Here is a 15,928-nt window from a genome sequence, read left to right as displayed (position 1 = left end):
TTGTTGTAAAAAAAGGTAGATGATATACTTTCAAAGTGAATATAATAAAGTAGCAAATGAGGGGGCAAATAAAAATGAAACTAAGTGCACGTAACCAATTAAAAGGAATAGTAAAGGAAATAAAAATGGGCGCTATAAATGCCAAAGTAACAATAGATATAAATGGTCAAATGTTAACATCTGTTGTTACAATAGATGCTATTGAAGATCTAGGCATTAAAGTTGGAGATGAAGTAACAAGTGTTATAAAATCAAGTTCTGTTATGTTAATGGTTGATTAAGACAATTTAGATAATATGGAAGTAAATGATATAATTCAAATAATTAGCTTATCATTAATAGTAACAACAACCGCAACTATGATAGCTATGATAATTGCAATAGTATTAAGTATAGTTATATACTTAAAAAACTCTAGATTTAAAAAATATATAATAACATTTATAAATGCACTAATGAGTACACCGCCAGTTATAATGGGGCTTTTAGTGTTTTTAATGTTATCAAGACAAGGACCTTTAGGAGAATTTAAATTATTATTTACACCTGTAGCTATGATAATAGCACAAACTATGCTTTTGATACCTATGGCTATGAGTTTAATAATAGATTTACTAAATAAATTTGGAGGAGATATTTTAACAACGTGCAAGGTACTTCAAATAGAAGATAAAAATATACCAAAAATATTTTTAAAGGAAATAAAGTATCATCTATTAACAGTTTGTATAACTACCTTTAGTAGAGGGATTTCAGAAGTTGGCGCTGTTATGTTAGTTGGCGGAAATATAAAGGGCTCAACTAGGGTTATGACAACATATATAGCACTTTCAACTTCTATGGGGGATTTTGATGAATCTTTGGTAATAGCATTTATACTATTAACAATATCCACAATATCTACAATTATTATAAAGAACTTGCAGTCGGTTATATAAGGAGTAAAGATGATAAGTATTTATGGACTAAAAAAACAAATAGAAAATCAAGGCGTATTAACTGTAGACAATATAAATTTTCAAAAAGGTAAGATATATTCCATAGTTGGACACAATGGAAGTGGGAAAAGTACATTAATAAAAATAATCTACAATATAGAAAATTTTCAAGATGGAAGTATAACTATAAATGATGAATATATAGATAATGAATGTATGAATAATAAAAATATATATAAATATTTATCATATACACCACAAGAAAGTAGATTTTTAAGTGGGAGCTTAATGGATAATTTTAATTACATATATGAATATGGTAAAGAACAATTTATAAAAGACAAATCCTATCTTTATAAATTGATAGATAAGTTTGACTTAAATAAAAAATTAAGTACCAATGTAAAAAAGTTATCTGGTGGAGAAATAGCAAAAGCTCAGTTTATAAGAAGTTTAATAATGAATAAAGAGTACAATTTGCTAGATGAACCTATGGCTAACATGGATTTAAACACTATCAAAAAGGCAGAAAAAGAGATACTTAAACTAAAAGAAGAAGGAAAAACTGTAATATTAGTAACACATGATTTTATGCAAGCAAAAAAAATAAGTGATTACATAGTATTTATGGAAAACTTAAAACATATAGACACTTATGAATCGGATGTATTTTTTAATGGGGTAATGAAATTTTAAAGATTAAGGGGAGAAAAAATGAATAAAAAAATAACCAAATTATTAATGGTAGGTATACTTAGTTTATCTATGGTAGCATGTTCATCTACAGACACAAAAGAAAGTGAAACTCCAAAAGATATAAAATTAGTTACAACAACAAGTTTAGATGATACAGGGTTTTTAGAAGAAACTTTAAAAGATTTTGAAAAAGAAAATAATGTAGATGTTAAAGTTGTAGCAAAGGGAACTGGAGAAGCTTTAGAATTAGGAAAGAGAAAAGATGCAGATGTATTATTTGTACATGCTAAGTCTAAAGAAGAAGAGTTTATAAAGGAAGGTTATGGAGATTCTAGACATGAAATAATGTATAACTACTTTGTAGTAGTAGGTCCAAAAGATGGGAAACATAATGAAAAGATAAGTAAAATGAGCGTAGAAGATGCTTTTAAATATATTAAAGAAAATAATCTAAACTTTGTATCTAGAGGAGATAAATCAGGAACACATACAAAAGAGTTATCTATATGGGAAAATATAGGACAAGAAAATTCATTTGATAACTACAAAGAAGTAGGTAAAGGTATGGCGGCTACTTTACAAACTGCTAGTGAAATGGGTGCATATACATTAACAGATATAGGAACTTACTTAGCAACTAAGGAAAATTTAGATTTAAGTTTAGTAAAAGATGCTGATGAAAGTTTAAAAAATGTATATAGTATAGTTACAATAAATGGGTTAGAAGAAAATATGAAAGAAATAACAGATAAATTAGTTGATTATTATAAGTCAGAAGATGTACAAAAATCTATAAAAGAGTATGGAAAAGATAAATATGGAAAGTCATTATTTTATACTTTTAAATAGATAAAAATAAAGCTATCTAAAATAGGTTTTAAACTATAAAATAGTTAATATTACCTAAGTTTTAGGTAGCTTTTAATTTATTATAAATAAAAATTTTTTATTAAGTAGACCTTTTTAAAATTCTAAAAATGTAACTTATTTGTAAATAATTTCCTAAAAATAGTTTACAAATGGATAATAGTTAGCTACTATATAAATATAAAGTTACAAAATAGTTACAAATTAATTTTATAAATGGGGGAATGCTTCTATGAAAAATAAAAAGATAATATTGGGTTTTCTATTTAGTATATGTATATTTGCACTAGGAATGACTAATACATTTGCAGATACACTAGGAGTAGTAACAACTTCAAGATTAAATGTAAGAAGTGGTCCATCAACAAAATATAGGGTAGTTGATAAAGTAGTAAGAAATGAAAAAGTAACAATACTTCAAAATAGCAATGGATGGTATAAAGTAAAATTACATGATGGAAAAATAGGGTGGTCAAGTACTCGTTATATAAAAGCAAATCAAAACCAATCAAATAATAATCAAAATAACAACTCATCAACAGGAACAACAAGCAAAAAAATGAATGTTGTAGCAACTGCTTATACAGGGTATGGAATAACATCAACAGGTCAAAAACCAGTATGGGGAACAATAGCAGTTGATCCTAAAGTAATACCATATGGAACAAAAGTATATATACCTTATTTTAATAAAACATTTATAGCAAATAATTGTGGTGGAGCTATAAAAGGAAATAAAATAGATATATATATGAATAGTAAAAGTGAATGTTATAACTGGGGAAGAAGAACAATTGAAATTCAAATACTAGGAAAATAAATACTACAAAAAAGCAAACAGAAAATTTTTAGTTTTCTGTTTGCTTTTTTTTGAAAAATTTATTATGTAAAATAATAACTGATATATTATTTTCAAAATAGGAAAAAAATAATATAGACTTATTAATCAATATAAGAAGGTGAAGTTATTGAAAAAAGGAGTAAAAAAATTAATTGTAAGTATTGTCATCTGTGCATTTTTAACTCCTACTTTTAGTTATTCTGATGACAACAATAGAGTAGATAAGTTTTCAAAATCATCAATACTTATAGACCAGTTAACTGGAAGAGTATTGTATGAAAAAGAAGCAGATGCTAAAAGACCACTAGCAAGTTTAAGTAAGATGATGACCTTTTTACTAGCTATAGAAGCTATAGAAGAAGGAAAGGTTAAAAAAGATGATATTATAACTGTAGACAAATCTATAGCTAAAGTAAGAGGATCTAGTTATCATTTAAAAGAAGGTGAAAAAATACCTTTAATTGAACTTATGAAAGGTCTAATGATAGTATCAGGAAATGATGCAGCAGTGGCAATAGCAAAACATATAAAAGGAAGTGAAGAGGAATTTGTAAAGTCTATGAATGAAAAGTGTATAGAATTAGGTATGACAAATACTCACTTTGTAAATCCACATGGACTTCCTATATATGATCTTAATGATAAAACAAAGCCACCAAAAGAAAATATATCAAGCGCAAGAGACATTGCAAAGCTTGGAAAGTTTATGTTTGATAATTATGAAAAACAAGTTGTAAGTATAACTAATATGAGAACATATAGTTATCCAGAAAGAGATTTTTGCAAAAATAACACAAACTCAGCATTAATGAGTACATCACCAAATGTAGATGGAATTAAAACAGGATATACAGGAAATGCTGGATATTGTTTATCTTTTTCTATGATGGTAAAAGAAGATAACAATAATGAAAAAGAGCATAGACTAATAGGAGTAACACTAGGTGCAAATCATAAGCAAAAAAGATTATCAGCAGCTCTTAGTATGCTAAACTATGGAAAAGAAAATTTTAGCACCCAAAAGGTAATGGACAAAAATAAATTAATAGGTAAAAAGTATATAAAAGGTATAGATGAACTAGAAATTAAATTAGTAACAAACAAAGAATTATATACAATATTATCTAAAGAAGAAAAGTTAAAATCTCAAATAACTTTTAAAGAAATAAAATACCCAGTTAAAAAGGGAGATGTATTAGGGGTTATAAAATATTTTACAGATAGTGGTGAAGTATTAGGTAGTGTAAATATAGTAAGTGATAATGATATAGATAAAGTAAGCTTTAAAAATAGAATAAAGATGATATTTGCTGACTAATAAAATGTATAGAATATATAAAAATAAAGAATAATTTATAATAGAAGAAATAGAAATTTTCAAACAAAAACAAATGAAAAAAATAAACATAAAATCAATCATAAAATATATTGTATTTTAAAATTTGATATGATATACTACTAAAGGTAAAAAAATAAAATCACACACGGCAATGGGATCCTAAAAAGGTGCCTAATAGGTTTTTTTGGGAGTTGATCATGCCGGAGGTTAAAAACCAGGAGGAAAAAAATGTCAGTAATATCAATGAAACAATTACTTGAAGCTGGTGTTCACTTCGGACATCAAACAAGAAGATGGAACCCTAAAATGTCTAAATTTATATTCACAGAAAGAAACGGAATATATATAATAGACTTACAAAAAACTGTAAAGAAAGCTGAAGAAGCTTACAAAGCTATGAAAGAAATAGCTGAAAGCGGAAAGCCAGTTTTATTCGTAGGAACTAAGAAGCAAGCTCAAGATGCTATAAAAGAAGAAGCTGAAAGATGTGGAATGTTCTACGTTAACGAAAGATGGTTAGGTGGAATGTTAACAAACCACAAAACTATACAAACAAGAATAAACAAATTAAGAGAATTAGAAAAAATGGAAAACGAAGGTGTATTCGACGTTTTACCTAAAAAAGAAGTTATAAAATTAAGAGCTGAAAAAGAAAAGCTTGAAAAATACTTAAACGGTATGAAAGATATGCCTGAATTACCAGGAGCTATGTTCGTAGTAGACCCAAGAAAAGAAAACATAGCTATACAAGAAGCTCACAGATTAGGAATCCCAGTATTCGGTATAGTAGATACTAACTGTGATCCAGATGAATTAGATTACGCTATACCTGGTAACGATGATGCTATAAGAGCAGTTAAATTAATAACTGGAGCTATGGCTAACGCTATAATAGAAGGTAGACAAGGTGCTGAAGAAGAAGTAGAAGAAGAAGCACAAGATCAAGAATAATCTAAATCTAATCTACAAAATTAAAAGGTAAGGGTCACCCTTACCTTTACTAGTATATAGGAGGAACTCAAAATGGCTATAACTGCACAAATGGTTAAAGAATTAAGAGAATCTACAGGCGCAGGAATGATGGACTGTAAAAAAGCTTTACAAGAAGCTGAAGGAAATATGGAAAGAGCTATAGATATACTAAGAGAAAAAGGTTTATCTAAAGCTGCTAAGAAAGCTGATAGAATAGCTGCTGAAGGTTTAGTTGCTATAGAAATAAATGAAGATAACACTGTTGCTTCAATAGTAGAAGTAAACTCAGAAACTGACTTCGTTGCTAAAAACGAAGATTTCAAAACTTTCGTTAAAGATGTTGCTTTAATGGCTTTAGCTACAGAAAACACAGAAGTTGAACAATTATTAGCTGAAAATCATGCTGAAGGTGTACTTTCTGAAGTATTAAACAACAGAATAGCTACAATAGGAGAAAAATTAGACGTAAGAAGATTCGCTAAGATATCTACTAACGGACAAGTTGCTGGATACATCCACGGTGGAGGAAAAATAGGTGTTTTAGTTGAAATGATAACTCCATGCAGAGATGCAGAAGTTATAGCAATGGGAAGAGATATAGCAATGCAAGCTGCTGCTATGAACCCAAAATACGTTTCAAGAGATGACGTAGATCCAGAATACATAGCACATGAAACAGAAATATTAACTCAACAAGCTTTAAACGAAGGAAAGCCAGCTAACATAGTTGAGAAGATGATAAAAGGAAGACTTGAAAAGCAATTAAAAGAAGTTTGCTTATTAGAGCAACCTTTCGTTAAAAACGGAGATTTAACTATAAAGCAATTAGTTGCTGAAACTGCTAAGAAGTTAGGAACTGAAATAGCTTTAGGAAACGTAGTTAGATTCGAAGTTGGAGAAGGTATAGAGAAGAAAGAAGAAAACTTTGCAGAAGAAGTTGCTAAGCAACTTAAGTAATGACCAAAGGAGAACACTTAAGTGTTCTCCTTTTTTTAAGGAAAAGACATTATATTAAGCTAAAAGCTTTATATAATGTTAAAAAATACAAAAACAATAGCAAAATAAGATAAATGTAAATTTAGGGAGGATTTTCTAATGATCGAGCCAAAATACAAAAGAGTACTACTAAAACTTAGTGGAGAAGCATTATCTGGTGATAGAGGATTTGGAATAAATAACGATATAGTAAATGATATAGCACTTGCTATAAAGAAAATAAGAGAAATAGGTGTAGAGGTATCTGTAGTTGTAGGTGGAGGAAACTTCTGGAGAGGAAGAACTTCTGAAGGAATGGATAGAACTACTGCAGATTACATAGGAATGTTAGCTACAGTTATGAACTCTATGGCACTTCAAGATGCACTAGAAAATATGGATGTACAAACTAGAGTACAAACTGCTATAGAAATGAGACAAATAGCAGAACCATATATAAGAAGAAAAGCTGTTAGACACTTAGAAAAAGAAAGAGTAGTAATATTTGGTGCAGGAACTGGAAATCCATATTTCTCAACTGACACAGCAGCAGCACTTAGAGCAGCAGAAATGGAAGCTGAAGTAATATTACTTGCTAAAAATGTTGATGCAGTATATGATAAAGATCCAAAGGTTCATGCTGATGCAGTTAAATTTGATGAATTAACTTACTTAGATGTACTTCAAAAAGAATTAAAAGTAATGGACTCAACTGCTACATCTTTATGTATGGATAATCAAATACCTATAAAAGTATTTGAATTATCAACAGAAAACATAATGAAGGCAGTTATGGGAGAAAATATAGGTACAACAGTAAAATAGAAACTAAAATTATGGCTAAAGTATTTTATATAATGTAAAATTAGCATATAATGTTTATATAGATAAAAATATTTAGGAGGAAAAATATGAAATTAGATATACATAAGAACTTAGAAGCTAAAATGGCTAAGACAATAGAAGCATTAAAATATGAATACACTACAATAAGAACAGGAAGAGCTAATGCTCAAATGTTAGATAAAATAAGAGTTGACTACTATGGAACACCAACTCCAATAAACCAAATGGCAGCAGTATCTGTTCCAGAAGCTAGAACTTTAATGATAAATGCTTGGGACAAATCTTCTATGGCTGAAATAGAAAAAGCTATAAGAAACTCTGATTTAGGACTTAACCCAACAAATGATGGTGAAGTTATAAGAATATCAGTACCAGCATTAACAGAAGAAAGAAGAAAAGAGTTAGCTAAAAAAGCTCATAAAACAGCTGAAGATTTCAAAGTAAGACTTAGAAATGAAAGAAGAGATGCTAACGATAATTTAAAGAAAATGGAAAAAGATGGAGAATTAACTGCTGATGAACTTAAAAAAGCACAAGATGAAGTTCAAAAGATAACAGATAAATTCATAAAAGAAGTAGATGTTGTTGCAGCTGCTAAAGAAAAGGATATAATGGAGGTATAATATTGGAAAAATATTATAACCTATTAGGCCTTCACTTAAATGATGTTTTAGACACATTTAAAGACAAAAACATAAAATATACCATAGAAGAGATAAAGGGTAAAAAAGATCAAGAAGCTTTAATCGTTCCTAAGGTCATAAAAATATCTGAGACTTCTGAAGGTGTAAAAATATTAGTAACATACTTTTCTGACTCCTTAAAATAGGAGTCAGATTCGTATTTAGGAGGTACAATATGCATTATGATATAGATTTAGACAGAGTACCTAATCATATAGCTATAATAATGGATGGAAATGGAAGATGGGCAAAGGCTAGATTTCTACCAAGAACAGCAGGACATAAAGCTGGTGTAGAAACTATTAGAAAAGTGCTAAAAGAATGTAATAGACTAGGGGTAAAAACTTTAACATTATATGCATTTTCAACTGAAAATTGGAAAAGACCAAAGCTTGAAGTTGATACTTTAATGACCCTACTTTCAACATATCTAAAAAATGAAGTAAGGGAACTTCACAAAAATAATGTTAAAATAACAACAATAGGTGATACATCTAAACTTCCAAAGGCATGCATAGATGAATTAGAAAGAGCATATGAATTAACTAAGTACAATACTGGAGTTAATCTAAACTTAGCACTTAATTATGGTGCAAGAAATGATATAAAAGATGCTTTAGTAAATATACTAAAAGATGAAAAATGTGGTAAACTAAGTATAGATGAAATAACAGAAGATACAATATCTAGTTATTTAAGTACAAAGTCTATAAGTGATCCAGATCTTATAATAAGAACTAGTGGAGAAGAGAGATTAAGTAACTTCTTATTATGGGAAGCAGCATATTCTGAATTTTACTTTACAGATGTTCACTGGCCAGACTTTAACGAAAAACAACTACAAAAAGCCATATATGAGTACCAAAAAAGAGACAGAAGATTTGGTGGCCTAAAGTAAGGAGATTAATTTATGCGTACAAGAATTATTGCAGGTTTAGCATTAGTACCATTATTTATATTCATTATAATTGGGGGAATACCACTATATTTAGCAGAACTTTTAGTAGTATCTATTGCACTTAATGAATTTTATAAAGCTTTTAAATCAAAGGAAATACATCCAATTTATTATATAGGATATATATTTTCTATATACTTGACATTTAAAAATATATTTAATTTAAGATTAGAGTATACATATGCAGTAGCATTTATATTATTTTTAATATCAATAATTAGTTTATTAAGATGTAAAAATAACATTATAGATATAGCTATAACTTTTATGGGTATTATATACATAGCAATATTTTTAGATTTTATAGTATTAACATTTAAAGATTTTGAATTTGGACATTTATATGTATGGTTAATATTTATAATATCATTTGCAACAGATACATTTGCATACTTCAGTGGATATTTATTTGGTAAGCACAAGCTTATACCAAAAGTAAGTCCTAAAAAAACCATAGAAGGAAGCATAGGTGGAATACTTGGAAGCACAATTTGTTGTATAGTATTTGGATATATATTTAATATAAATATATTACCATTAGTTATAATTGGGAGTGTAGGAAGTATAGTAGCACAATTTGGAGATTTATTTGCATCTTCAATAAAAAGATACGTAGGAATAAAAGACTATGGTAAACTAATACCAGGTCATGGTGGAGTATTAGATAGATTTGATAGTGTTATACTAGTAGCACCATTTATATACTATGCAATATCATTCTTTATAATATAATGAATTTTAGCAAAGCGAATTTTTTATAATATAAGTCTTAGTTAAATACTAAGGCTTATTTTTTATAGTTGAAAATATATTCAAATTAGATAAAAATTATATAAATAGTGTTATAATATAATAATGAATAAAGTAAATTATAGAAAGGGAAGCAAAATGAAGAAAATATCAATACTAGGGTCAACTGGATCAATAGGTAAACAAACACTAGACGTAGTAAGACAACATAAAGATAAATTTGAAGTAGTAGCAATAAGTGCAAATAGTAGTGTAGACTTATTACTAGAACAAATAAAAGAATTTAAACCAAAATACGTAGCAGTATACAACGAAAGTTCTTACATAAAATTAAAATCAATGATACCATCAGACATAAATATAGAAGTATTATGTGGTATGGAAGGACTAAAAACTATATCATCACTTCCTGAAATAGATGTATTATTAACTGCGATAGTAGGAATGATAGGACTAGTTCCTACACTAGAAGCAATAAAAGCTGGAAAAGATATAGCACTAGCTAACAAAGAAACATTAGTATGTGCAGGAGATTTAGTAATGAGTGAAGCTAAAAAAATGGGAGTAAGTATACTTCCAGTAGATAGCGAGCACAGTGCAATATTCCAATGTTTAAACGGAGAAAATAACAAAGAAATAGAAAAAATAATATTAACAGCATCAGGTGGACCATTTAGAGGAAAAACTAAAGAAGAATTAATAAATGTAACTAAAAATCAAGCACTAAAACATCCAAACTGGTCAATGGGTAGAAAAATAAGTATAGACTCATCAACACTAATGAATAAAGGACTTGAAGTAATAGAAGCAAAATGGCTATTTGGTGTAGAACATGACAAAATAGATGTAGTAGTACATCCTCAAAGTATAATACATTCAATGGTACAATTTATAGATAGTTCAGTAATAGCACAACTAGGATGTCCTGATATGAGACTACCTATACAATATGCACTATCATATCCAAATAGAATAGAATGTGACTTTGAAAGATTAGATTTAGCAAAAATAGCTACATTAACATTTGAAAATCCAGATATGGATACATTCCCATGCTTAAAACTAGCATATGAAACATTAAAAATGGGTGGAACATATTCAGCTGTATTAAATAGTGCTAATGAAATATTAGTTAGTGAATTTTTAGAAGACAAAATAGGGTTTTACGATATACCAAAATACATAGAAAAGACCCTAGAAGCACACACTAGCATAGAAAAGCCAACTCTAGAACAAATATTAGATATAGATAAATGGGCTAGAGAATATGTAAGCGGCTTAATAAAATAGGCTTAACAAATAATTTTAATTAAATATAAAAAAGAGGTGGTAAATTGACTATAATAGCAGCAATACTATTATTTGGTGTAATAGTATTTATACACGAATTAGGACATTTCCTATTTGCTAAAAAAGCAGGGGTAACAATACATGAATTTTCAATAGGTATGGGGCCTAAAATATATAGTAAAACTAAAAACAATACAATGTATTCAATAAGATTACTTCCATTAGGTGGATATGTAAGTATGGAAGGAGAAGATGGAGAAACAAATGACCCTAATGCCTTTGGTAAAAAAACATTACTACAAAGGGCAAGTATATTATTTGCAGGGCCATTTTTTAACATAATATTTACAGTAATATTATTAATACCAGTATTTATGTTTATAGGGACACCAACTAATTCAAATGTATTAGGAGAAATATCTCAAAATAGTCCAGCACAAAGGGCAGGACTTATGGCTAATGATAAAATATTAGACATAAATGGTAAAAAAATAAATTCATGGGAAGACATATTAAATACACTTCAAACTACAGATGGTAAAAAGATAAATATAACAGTAGATAGAGATGGTAAGACTAAAGAATTTAATGTACAACCCCAAAAAAATGAACAAGGAAGATATGTAATAGGAATAGCAGCAGAAAGAGATAAAAGCATACTAAATGCGATACCAAGTGCATTTAAAGGAACATATGAAATGCTTAAGCAAATGGTATTATTCTTAGGACAATTAGTAACAAATTCAGTACCTGGAGGAGCTGCAAATGCTGTAGCAGGACCAGTTGGAGTAATAGGAATAGTTTCAGATGCAGCAAAAATGGGTATACCAAATCTTATGTACATAGGAGCAATGATAAGTCTAAACTTAGGAGTGCTTAATCTACTTCCAATACCAGCACTAGATGGAGGAAGATTAGTAATGCTAGGAATAGAAGGTCTAAGAGGTGGGAAAAAACTAGACCCAAACAAAGAAGCTATGATACATACAGCAGGCTTTATGTTATTAATGGGACTTATGCTATTTGTAACATACAAAGACATACTTAGATTATTCTAAAATAAATAGTATAATAAATAGGAGGTGGGTGGATAGATACAAATCTATAATCCACCTCTTTAATACTATATATGGCTAAATAATACATAAAATACTAAAGAGGTGAAGACATGTATAAAAGAAGACAATGTAGAGAAGTAAGCGTTGGAAATGTAAAAATAGGTGGGAATAACCCAATAAGTATACAATCAATGACAAACAGTGATACAAGAGATGCAAATGCCACAATAGCACAAATAAAAAGATTAGAAGAAGTAGGATGCGATATAGTAAGAGTGGCAGTACCTGATATGATTGCAGCAAAAAACATAGGTGAAATAAAGAGAAATGTAAACATACCAGTAATAGCAGATATACACTTTGACCATAGATTAGCTATAGAAGCAATAGACCAAGGAGTAGATGGAGTTAGAATAAACCCAGGTAATATTGGTAGCATAGAAAAAGTAAAAGAAGTAGTAAATAAATGTAAAGAGAAAAACTTAAAAATAAGAATCGGCGTAAATGGTGGTTCACTTGAAAAAGAACTACTTCAAAAATATGGTAGTGCAACAGCGCAGGCTCTAGTTGAAAGTGCAATGGGCCATGTTAAAATACTAGAAGACTTAGATTTTAGAAATATAGTAATATCATTAAAATCATCAGATATATACAAAACACTAGAAGCATATGAATTAATATCTAAAAAAGTAGACTATCCACTTCACATAGGTATAACAGAATCAGGAAGTGTTAAAAAAGGAACTATAAAATCATCAATAGGAGTAGGAGCATTACTTCTTAAAGGTATAGGAGATACTGTTAGAATATCACTAACAGGAGATCCATGTGAAGAAGTAGTAGTTGGAAAAGAAATACTAAGAAGCTTAGACTTATTAAATGACAAGATAAAAGTAGTATCTTGCCCAACATGTGGAAGATGTAATATAGACTTAATAAGCGTGGTAAATGAAGTAGAAGAAAAAATAAGCAAAATGGATAAAGATATAACAGTAGCTATAATGGGATGTGCAGTAAATGGTCCAGGAGAAGCAAGAGAAGCTGATATTGGAATAGCTGGTGGAAAAGGTGAAGGGCTATTATTTAAAAAAGGTGAAATAGTTAGAAAAATAAAAGGCAATGATTTAGTAAAAGAGCTAATGGATGAAATAGACAAATACTAATAAAAAAGAGTACTTGAAAAAGTACTCTTTTTTATTAGTATTATTAGTTTTATTTTTAATCTTTTAAGTATACTTTTTATATGCTATCATATAACTATTATTTTATAGATTGGAGGAGGTTATGAGGAAGAAAATATTTTTAATCTTAGCTATATTATGGATGTGTGTAATCTTTTACATGTCTAATCAACCATCTCACATATCATCAGCTCAGTCTAGTGGTGTTATAAACGTCCTTAGTAATGTACCTGTAATAGGCGATGCTATAGATATTATGATGGTCAATGGTATTGCTCAGTTTGTTATTAGAAAAAGTGCCCATATGTTTTCATATGCAATTCTTGCTATACTTTGGTTTATGAGTATATATGAAAGTAATAAATATATTAAAAAGACATTTATTACATCTTTATTTTTTACTTTTATATATGCCTGTACTGATGAAGTTCATCAATTATTTATACCAGGTAGAAGTGGCGAGATTAGAGATGTTTTAGTAGATTCTACAGGGGCTATTATTGGACTTTGTGTTTTAGTAATAATTATAAAATTTGTTAATAAAAAAAGCTATAAATTATTATAGTCTTTTATTTTATACGTATAAGCTCATTAGGAAACTTATTTTCCAAAAGAAATTGATACCATATACTATCATATAACTCTACAGCCATTTTAATTTCCTACTATCTATTTTTTTAGCAATTTCTTTTACTTATATCTATATAGTAATTAAAACTTTAGATTATTATGGGATACATAAGTGCATAAATTATGATTTTTATAAAAATAATTTTTAAGTTAAAGATTAGTTAAATTGGAATATTTGTATAAATATAATAAAATTATTTTCAAATCATTAAACTAGTGATATACTAGGAATATTGACGATGAAAAATGATTTAATATCATTTTCAATATAAGCTTCATGGAGGATTTTATGAGTAATAATTTAGCAAAATCGGCATTTTGGCTTATGGTAGTTACTATGCTATCAAAGATACTAGGATTTACAAGAGATATAGTCCTAATGTATTTTTATGGAACGAGTGCTTATAGCGATGTATATATAACAGCTATGAATATACCTGTTGTGGTGTTTGCTGCTGTTGGGGTAGCCCTTTCTACTACATTTATACCACTATATCAAGAAGCACTTGAAAATGGTGGAGAAAAAAGAGCTCAAAATTTTGCAAACAATATATTATGTATAGTTAGTATAATAAGTATAATTTTAAGTATATTTGGTTATATATTTGCAGAGCCTATAGTAAAATTATTTGCTATTAGTTTTACTGGGGATAAGCTTGCACTAACTGTAGATTTTGTAAGAATAATAATAGTTGGTGTTTTATTTATAGGTCTTAGTAATATAATGACAGCTTACTTACAAATACAAGGAAACTTCACTATACCAGGTATGGTGCAACTTCCAAATAATATTATAATAATTATATCTATGATAATAGGTGCAGTTACTGATAACTTTGATATATTAGCAATAGGTGCACTTATTGGTATGGCTTCACAGTTTTTATTCCAAGTACCTTTTGCTATAAAGCATGGATATAGATTTAAGCCTATTGTTAATTTTAAAGATAAATATCTTAAAAAGATGATATGGCTAATACTTCCAGTTTTAATAGGGGTTGCAGTCAACCAAGTAAATGCTATGGCAGATAGAAGTTTAGCTTCAAGTTTAGGTGATGGTGTTATAGCAGCTTTAAATAGTGCTAACAAGCTTAATTTCTTTGTTTTAGGATTATTTATAACTACTATAGGTTCTGTTATATATCCTACACTTGCAAAGCTATCTACTACTAATGACCAGAAAAAGTTCGCAGAAGCAGTATCAACTAGTGTAAACTGTGTAAGTTTAATAATATTACCTATAACTGTTGGGGCAATAGTACTTGCTACTCCTATAGTTAGAATATTATTTCAAAGAGGAGCTTTTGATGAAACATCAACTCAAATGACAGCTATTGCTCTTATGTGTTATTCTGTTGGTATGATTGCTTATGGACTTAGAGATATATTAGGTAAGGTATACTATTCATTAAAGGATACTAAAACTCCTATGATAAATGGTATAATAGCAGTTATTGCTAACATATTCTTTGATGTTACTTTAATGCAAGTATTTGGACTTGGTGGATTAGCACTTGCTACTAGTTTATCTTCTATAATATGTATATTATTATTATTTAGAGGACTAAAGAAAAAGATAAGTTACTATGGACAAGATAGAATATTAAGAACATTTGTAAAATCTTTAATAGCTTCTGCTGTAATGGGTGTTGCGACATACTTTGTGTACAAGTTATCTAGTGGTATATTAGGTAGTGGATTTGTACAAGACGTTATAGCTACAGGTATATCTGTATTAGTAGGTGCCATTGTTTATGGTGTACTTGTTAGTAAATTTAGAGTTAGAGAAGTTAAGATGCTTAAGAAGATGGTTATGAAGAAATTAAATAGAGCATAAAATATATTAAATAAAAAGGGGGCATAAGCTCTCTTTTTTATTTTTTTAATATTTTTCATAAAAAATA

18 protein-coding genes are annotated in these 15,928 nt (G+C 28.6%); all 18 read left to right on the top strand.

Translation table 11 applies throughout. From position 1 onward, the window contains the following. Positions 1–74 precede the first annotated feature (74 nt). The 18 genes from I4U66_RS07490 to murJ all read left to right on the top strand — a co-directional run bounded on the left by I4U66_RS07490 (position 75) and on the right by murJ (position 15,861). Positions 75–281, top strand: coding sequence for a TOBE domain-containing protein (locus tag I4U66_RS07490; protein ID WP_092925050.1), 207 nt, complete (start codon positions 75–77; stop codon positions 279–281). Between the two features lie 15 nt (positions 282–296). Continuing rightward, positions 297–938 carry an ABC transporter permease gene (locus I4U66_RS07485; RefSeq protein WP_195928681.1) on the top strand — a complete coding sequence of 214 codons (642 nt, stop codon included), beginning with the start codon at positions 297–299 and terminating at the stop codon, positions 936–938. Between the two features lie 9 nt (positions 939–947). After that, on the top strand, positions 948–1,634 hold the full coding sequence (locus I4U66_RS07480; RefSeq protein ID WP_166505700.1) for an ATP-binding cassette domain-containing protein: 687 nt from the start codon (positions 948–950) through the stop codon (positions 1,632–1,634). A gap of 18 nt (positions 1,635–1,652) precedes the next feature. Beyond that, the gene (locus tag I4U66_RS07475; protein WP_243278797.1) at positions 1,653–2,483 is read left to right on the top strand and encodes a substrate-binding domain-containing protein; all 831 of its coding nucleotides are present in this window, start codon (positions 1,653–1,655) and stop codon (positions 2,481–2,483) included. Positions 2,484–2,733: 250 nt separating this feature from the next. Then, entirely contained in the window at positions 2,734–3,321 is a 588-nt protein-coding gene (locus I4U66_RS07470; RefSeq protein ID WP_166505699.1) for a 3D domain-containing protein, read from the top strand. Positions 3,322–3,460: 139 nt separating this feature from the next. Continuing rightward, complete coding sequence (locus I4U66_RS07465) at positions 3,461–4,660, top strand: D-alanyl-D-alanine carboxypeptidase family protein (protein WP_240275693.1); 1,200 nt, start codon at positions 3,461–3,463, stop codon at positions 4,658–4,660. A gap of 249 nt (positions 4,661–4,909) precedes the next feature. Then, positions 4,910–5,632 (top strand): 30S ribosomal protein S2, encoded by a 723-nt coding sequence (gene rpsB / locus I4U66_RS07460; RefSeq protein WP_092925060.1) that lies wholly within the window; start codon positions 4,910–4,912, stop codon positions 5,630–5,632. Between the two features lie 72 nt (positions 5,633–5,704). Then, positions 5,705–6,610 carry a translation elongation factor Ts gene (gene tsf, locus I4U66_RS07455; protein WP_195928679.1) on the top strand — a complete coding sequence of 302 codons (906 nt, stop codon included), beginning with the start codon at positions 5,705–5,707 and terminating at the stop codon, positions 6,608–6,610. Between the two features lie 138 nt (positions 6,611–6,748). Continuing rightward, positions 6,749–7,453, top strand: a complete 705-nt coding sequence (gene pyrH / locus I4U66_RS07450) for a UMP kinase (RefSeq protein ID WP_092925064.1) — start codon at positions 6,749–6,751, stop codon at positions 7,451–7,453. 86 nt (positions 7,454–7,539) lie between these two features. After that, positions 7,540–8,097 (top strand): ribosome recycling factor, encoded by a 558-nt coding sequence (gene frr, locus I4U66_RS07445; RefSeq protein WP_092925066.1) that lies wholly within the window; start codon positions 7,540–7,542, stop codon positions 8,095–8,097. 2 nt (positions 8,098–8,099) lie between these two features. Next, on the top strand, positions 8,100–8,303 hold the full coding sequence (locus I4U66_RS07440; RefSeq protein WP_092925068.1) for a hypothetical protein: 204 nt from the start codon (positions 8,100–8,102) through the stop codon (positions 8,301–8,303). Positions 8,304–8,332: 29 nt separating this feature from the next. Then, a complete protein-coding gene (locus I4U66_RS07435) occupies positions 8,333–9,055 on the top strand; it encodes an isoprenyl transferase (RefSeq protein WP_092925070.1) in 723 nt (240 codons plus the stop codon). Positions 9,056–9,067: 12 nt separating this feature from the next. Next, positions 9,068–9,847 carry a phosphatidate cytidylyltransferase gene (locus I4U66_RS07430; RefSeq protein ID WP_092925072.1) on the top strand — a complete coding sequence of 260 codons (780 nt, stop codon included), beginning with the start codon at positions 9,068–9,070 and terminating at the stop codon, positions 9,845–9,847. 156 nt (positions 9,848–10,003) lie between these two features. Continuing rightward, complete coding sequence (locus I4U66_RS07425) at positions 10,004–11,155, top strand: 1-deoxy-D-xylulose-5-phosphate reductoisomerase (RefSeq protein WP_195928746.1); 1,152 nt, start codon at positions 10,004–10,006, stop codon at positions 11,153–11,155. A 44-nt stretch (positions 11,156–11,199) separates the two neighbouring features. After that, positions 11,200–12,213, top strand: coding sequence for an RIP metalloprotease RseP (gene rseP, locus I4U66_RS07420; RefSeq protein WP_195928678.1), 1,014 nt, complete (start codon positions 11,200–11,202; stop codon positions 12,211–12,213). Positions 12,214–12,323: 110 nt separating this feature from the next. Continuing rightward, a complete protein-coding gene (gene ispG / locus I4U66_RS07415) occupies positions 12,324–13,376 on the top strand; it encodes a flavodoxin-dependent (E)-4-hydroxy-3-methylbut-2-enyl-diphosphate synthase (protein ID WP_195928677.1) in 1,053 nt (350 codons plus the stop codon). A gap of 121 nt (positions 13,377–13,497) precedes the next feature. Beyond that, positions 13,498–13,959 (top strand): VanZ family protein, encoded by a 462-nt coding sequence (locus I4U66_RS07410; RefSeq protein ID WP_195928676.1) that lies wholly within the window; start codon positions 13,498–13,500, stop codon positions 13,957–13,959. 354 nt (positions 13,960–14,313) lie between these two features. Next, a complete protein-coding gene (gene murJ, locus I4U66_RS07405) occupies positions 14,314–15,861 on the top strand; it encodes a murein biosynthesis integral membrane protein MurJ (RefSeq protein WP_195928675.1) in 1,548 nt (515 codons plus the stop codon). Positions 15,862–15,928 lie beyond the last annotated feature (67 nt).

The sequence above is a fragment of the Romboutsia sp. D33t1_170424_H2 genome, from assembly GCF_015669105.1.
GTDB classification, from domain to species: Bacteria; Bacillota; Clostridia; order Peptostreptococcales; family Peptostreptococcaceae; genus Romboutsia_C; species Romboutsia_C hominis.
Note: the sequence above shows the minus strand (reverse complement) of the source record. Positions and strands in the feature narration are given on the sequence as shown.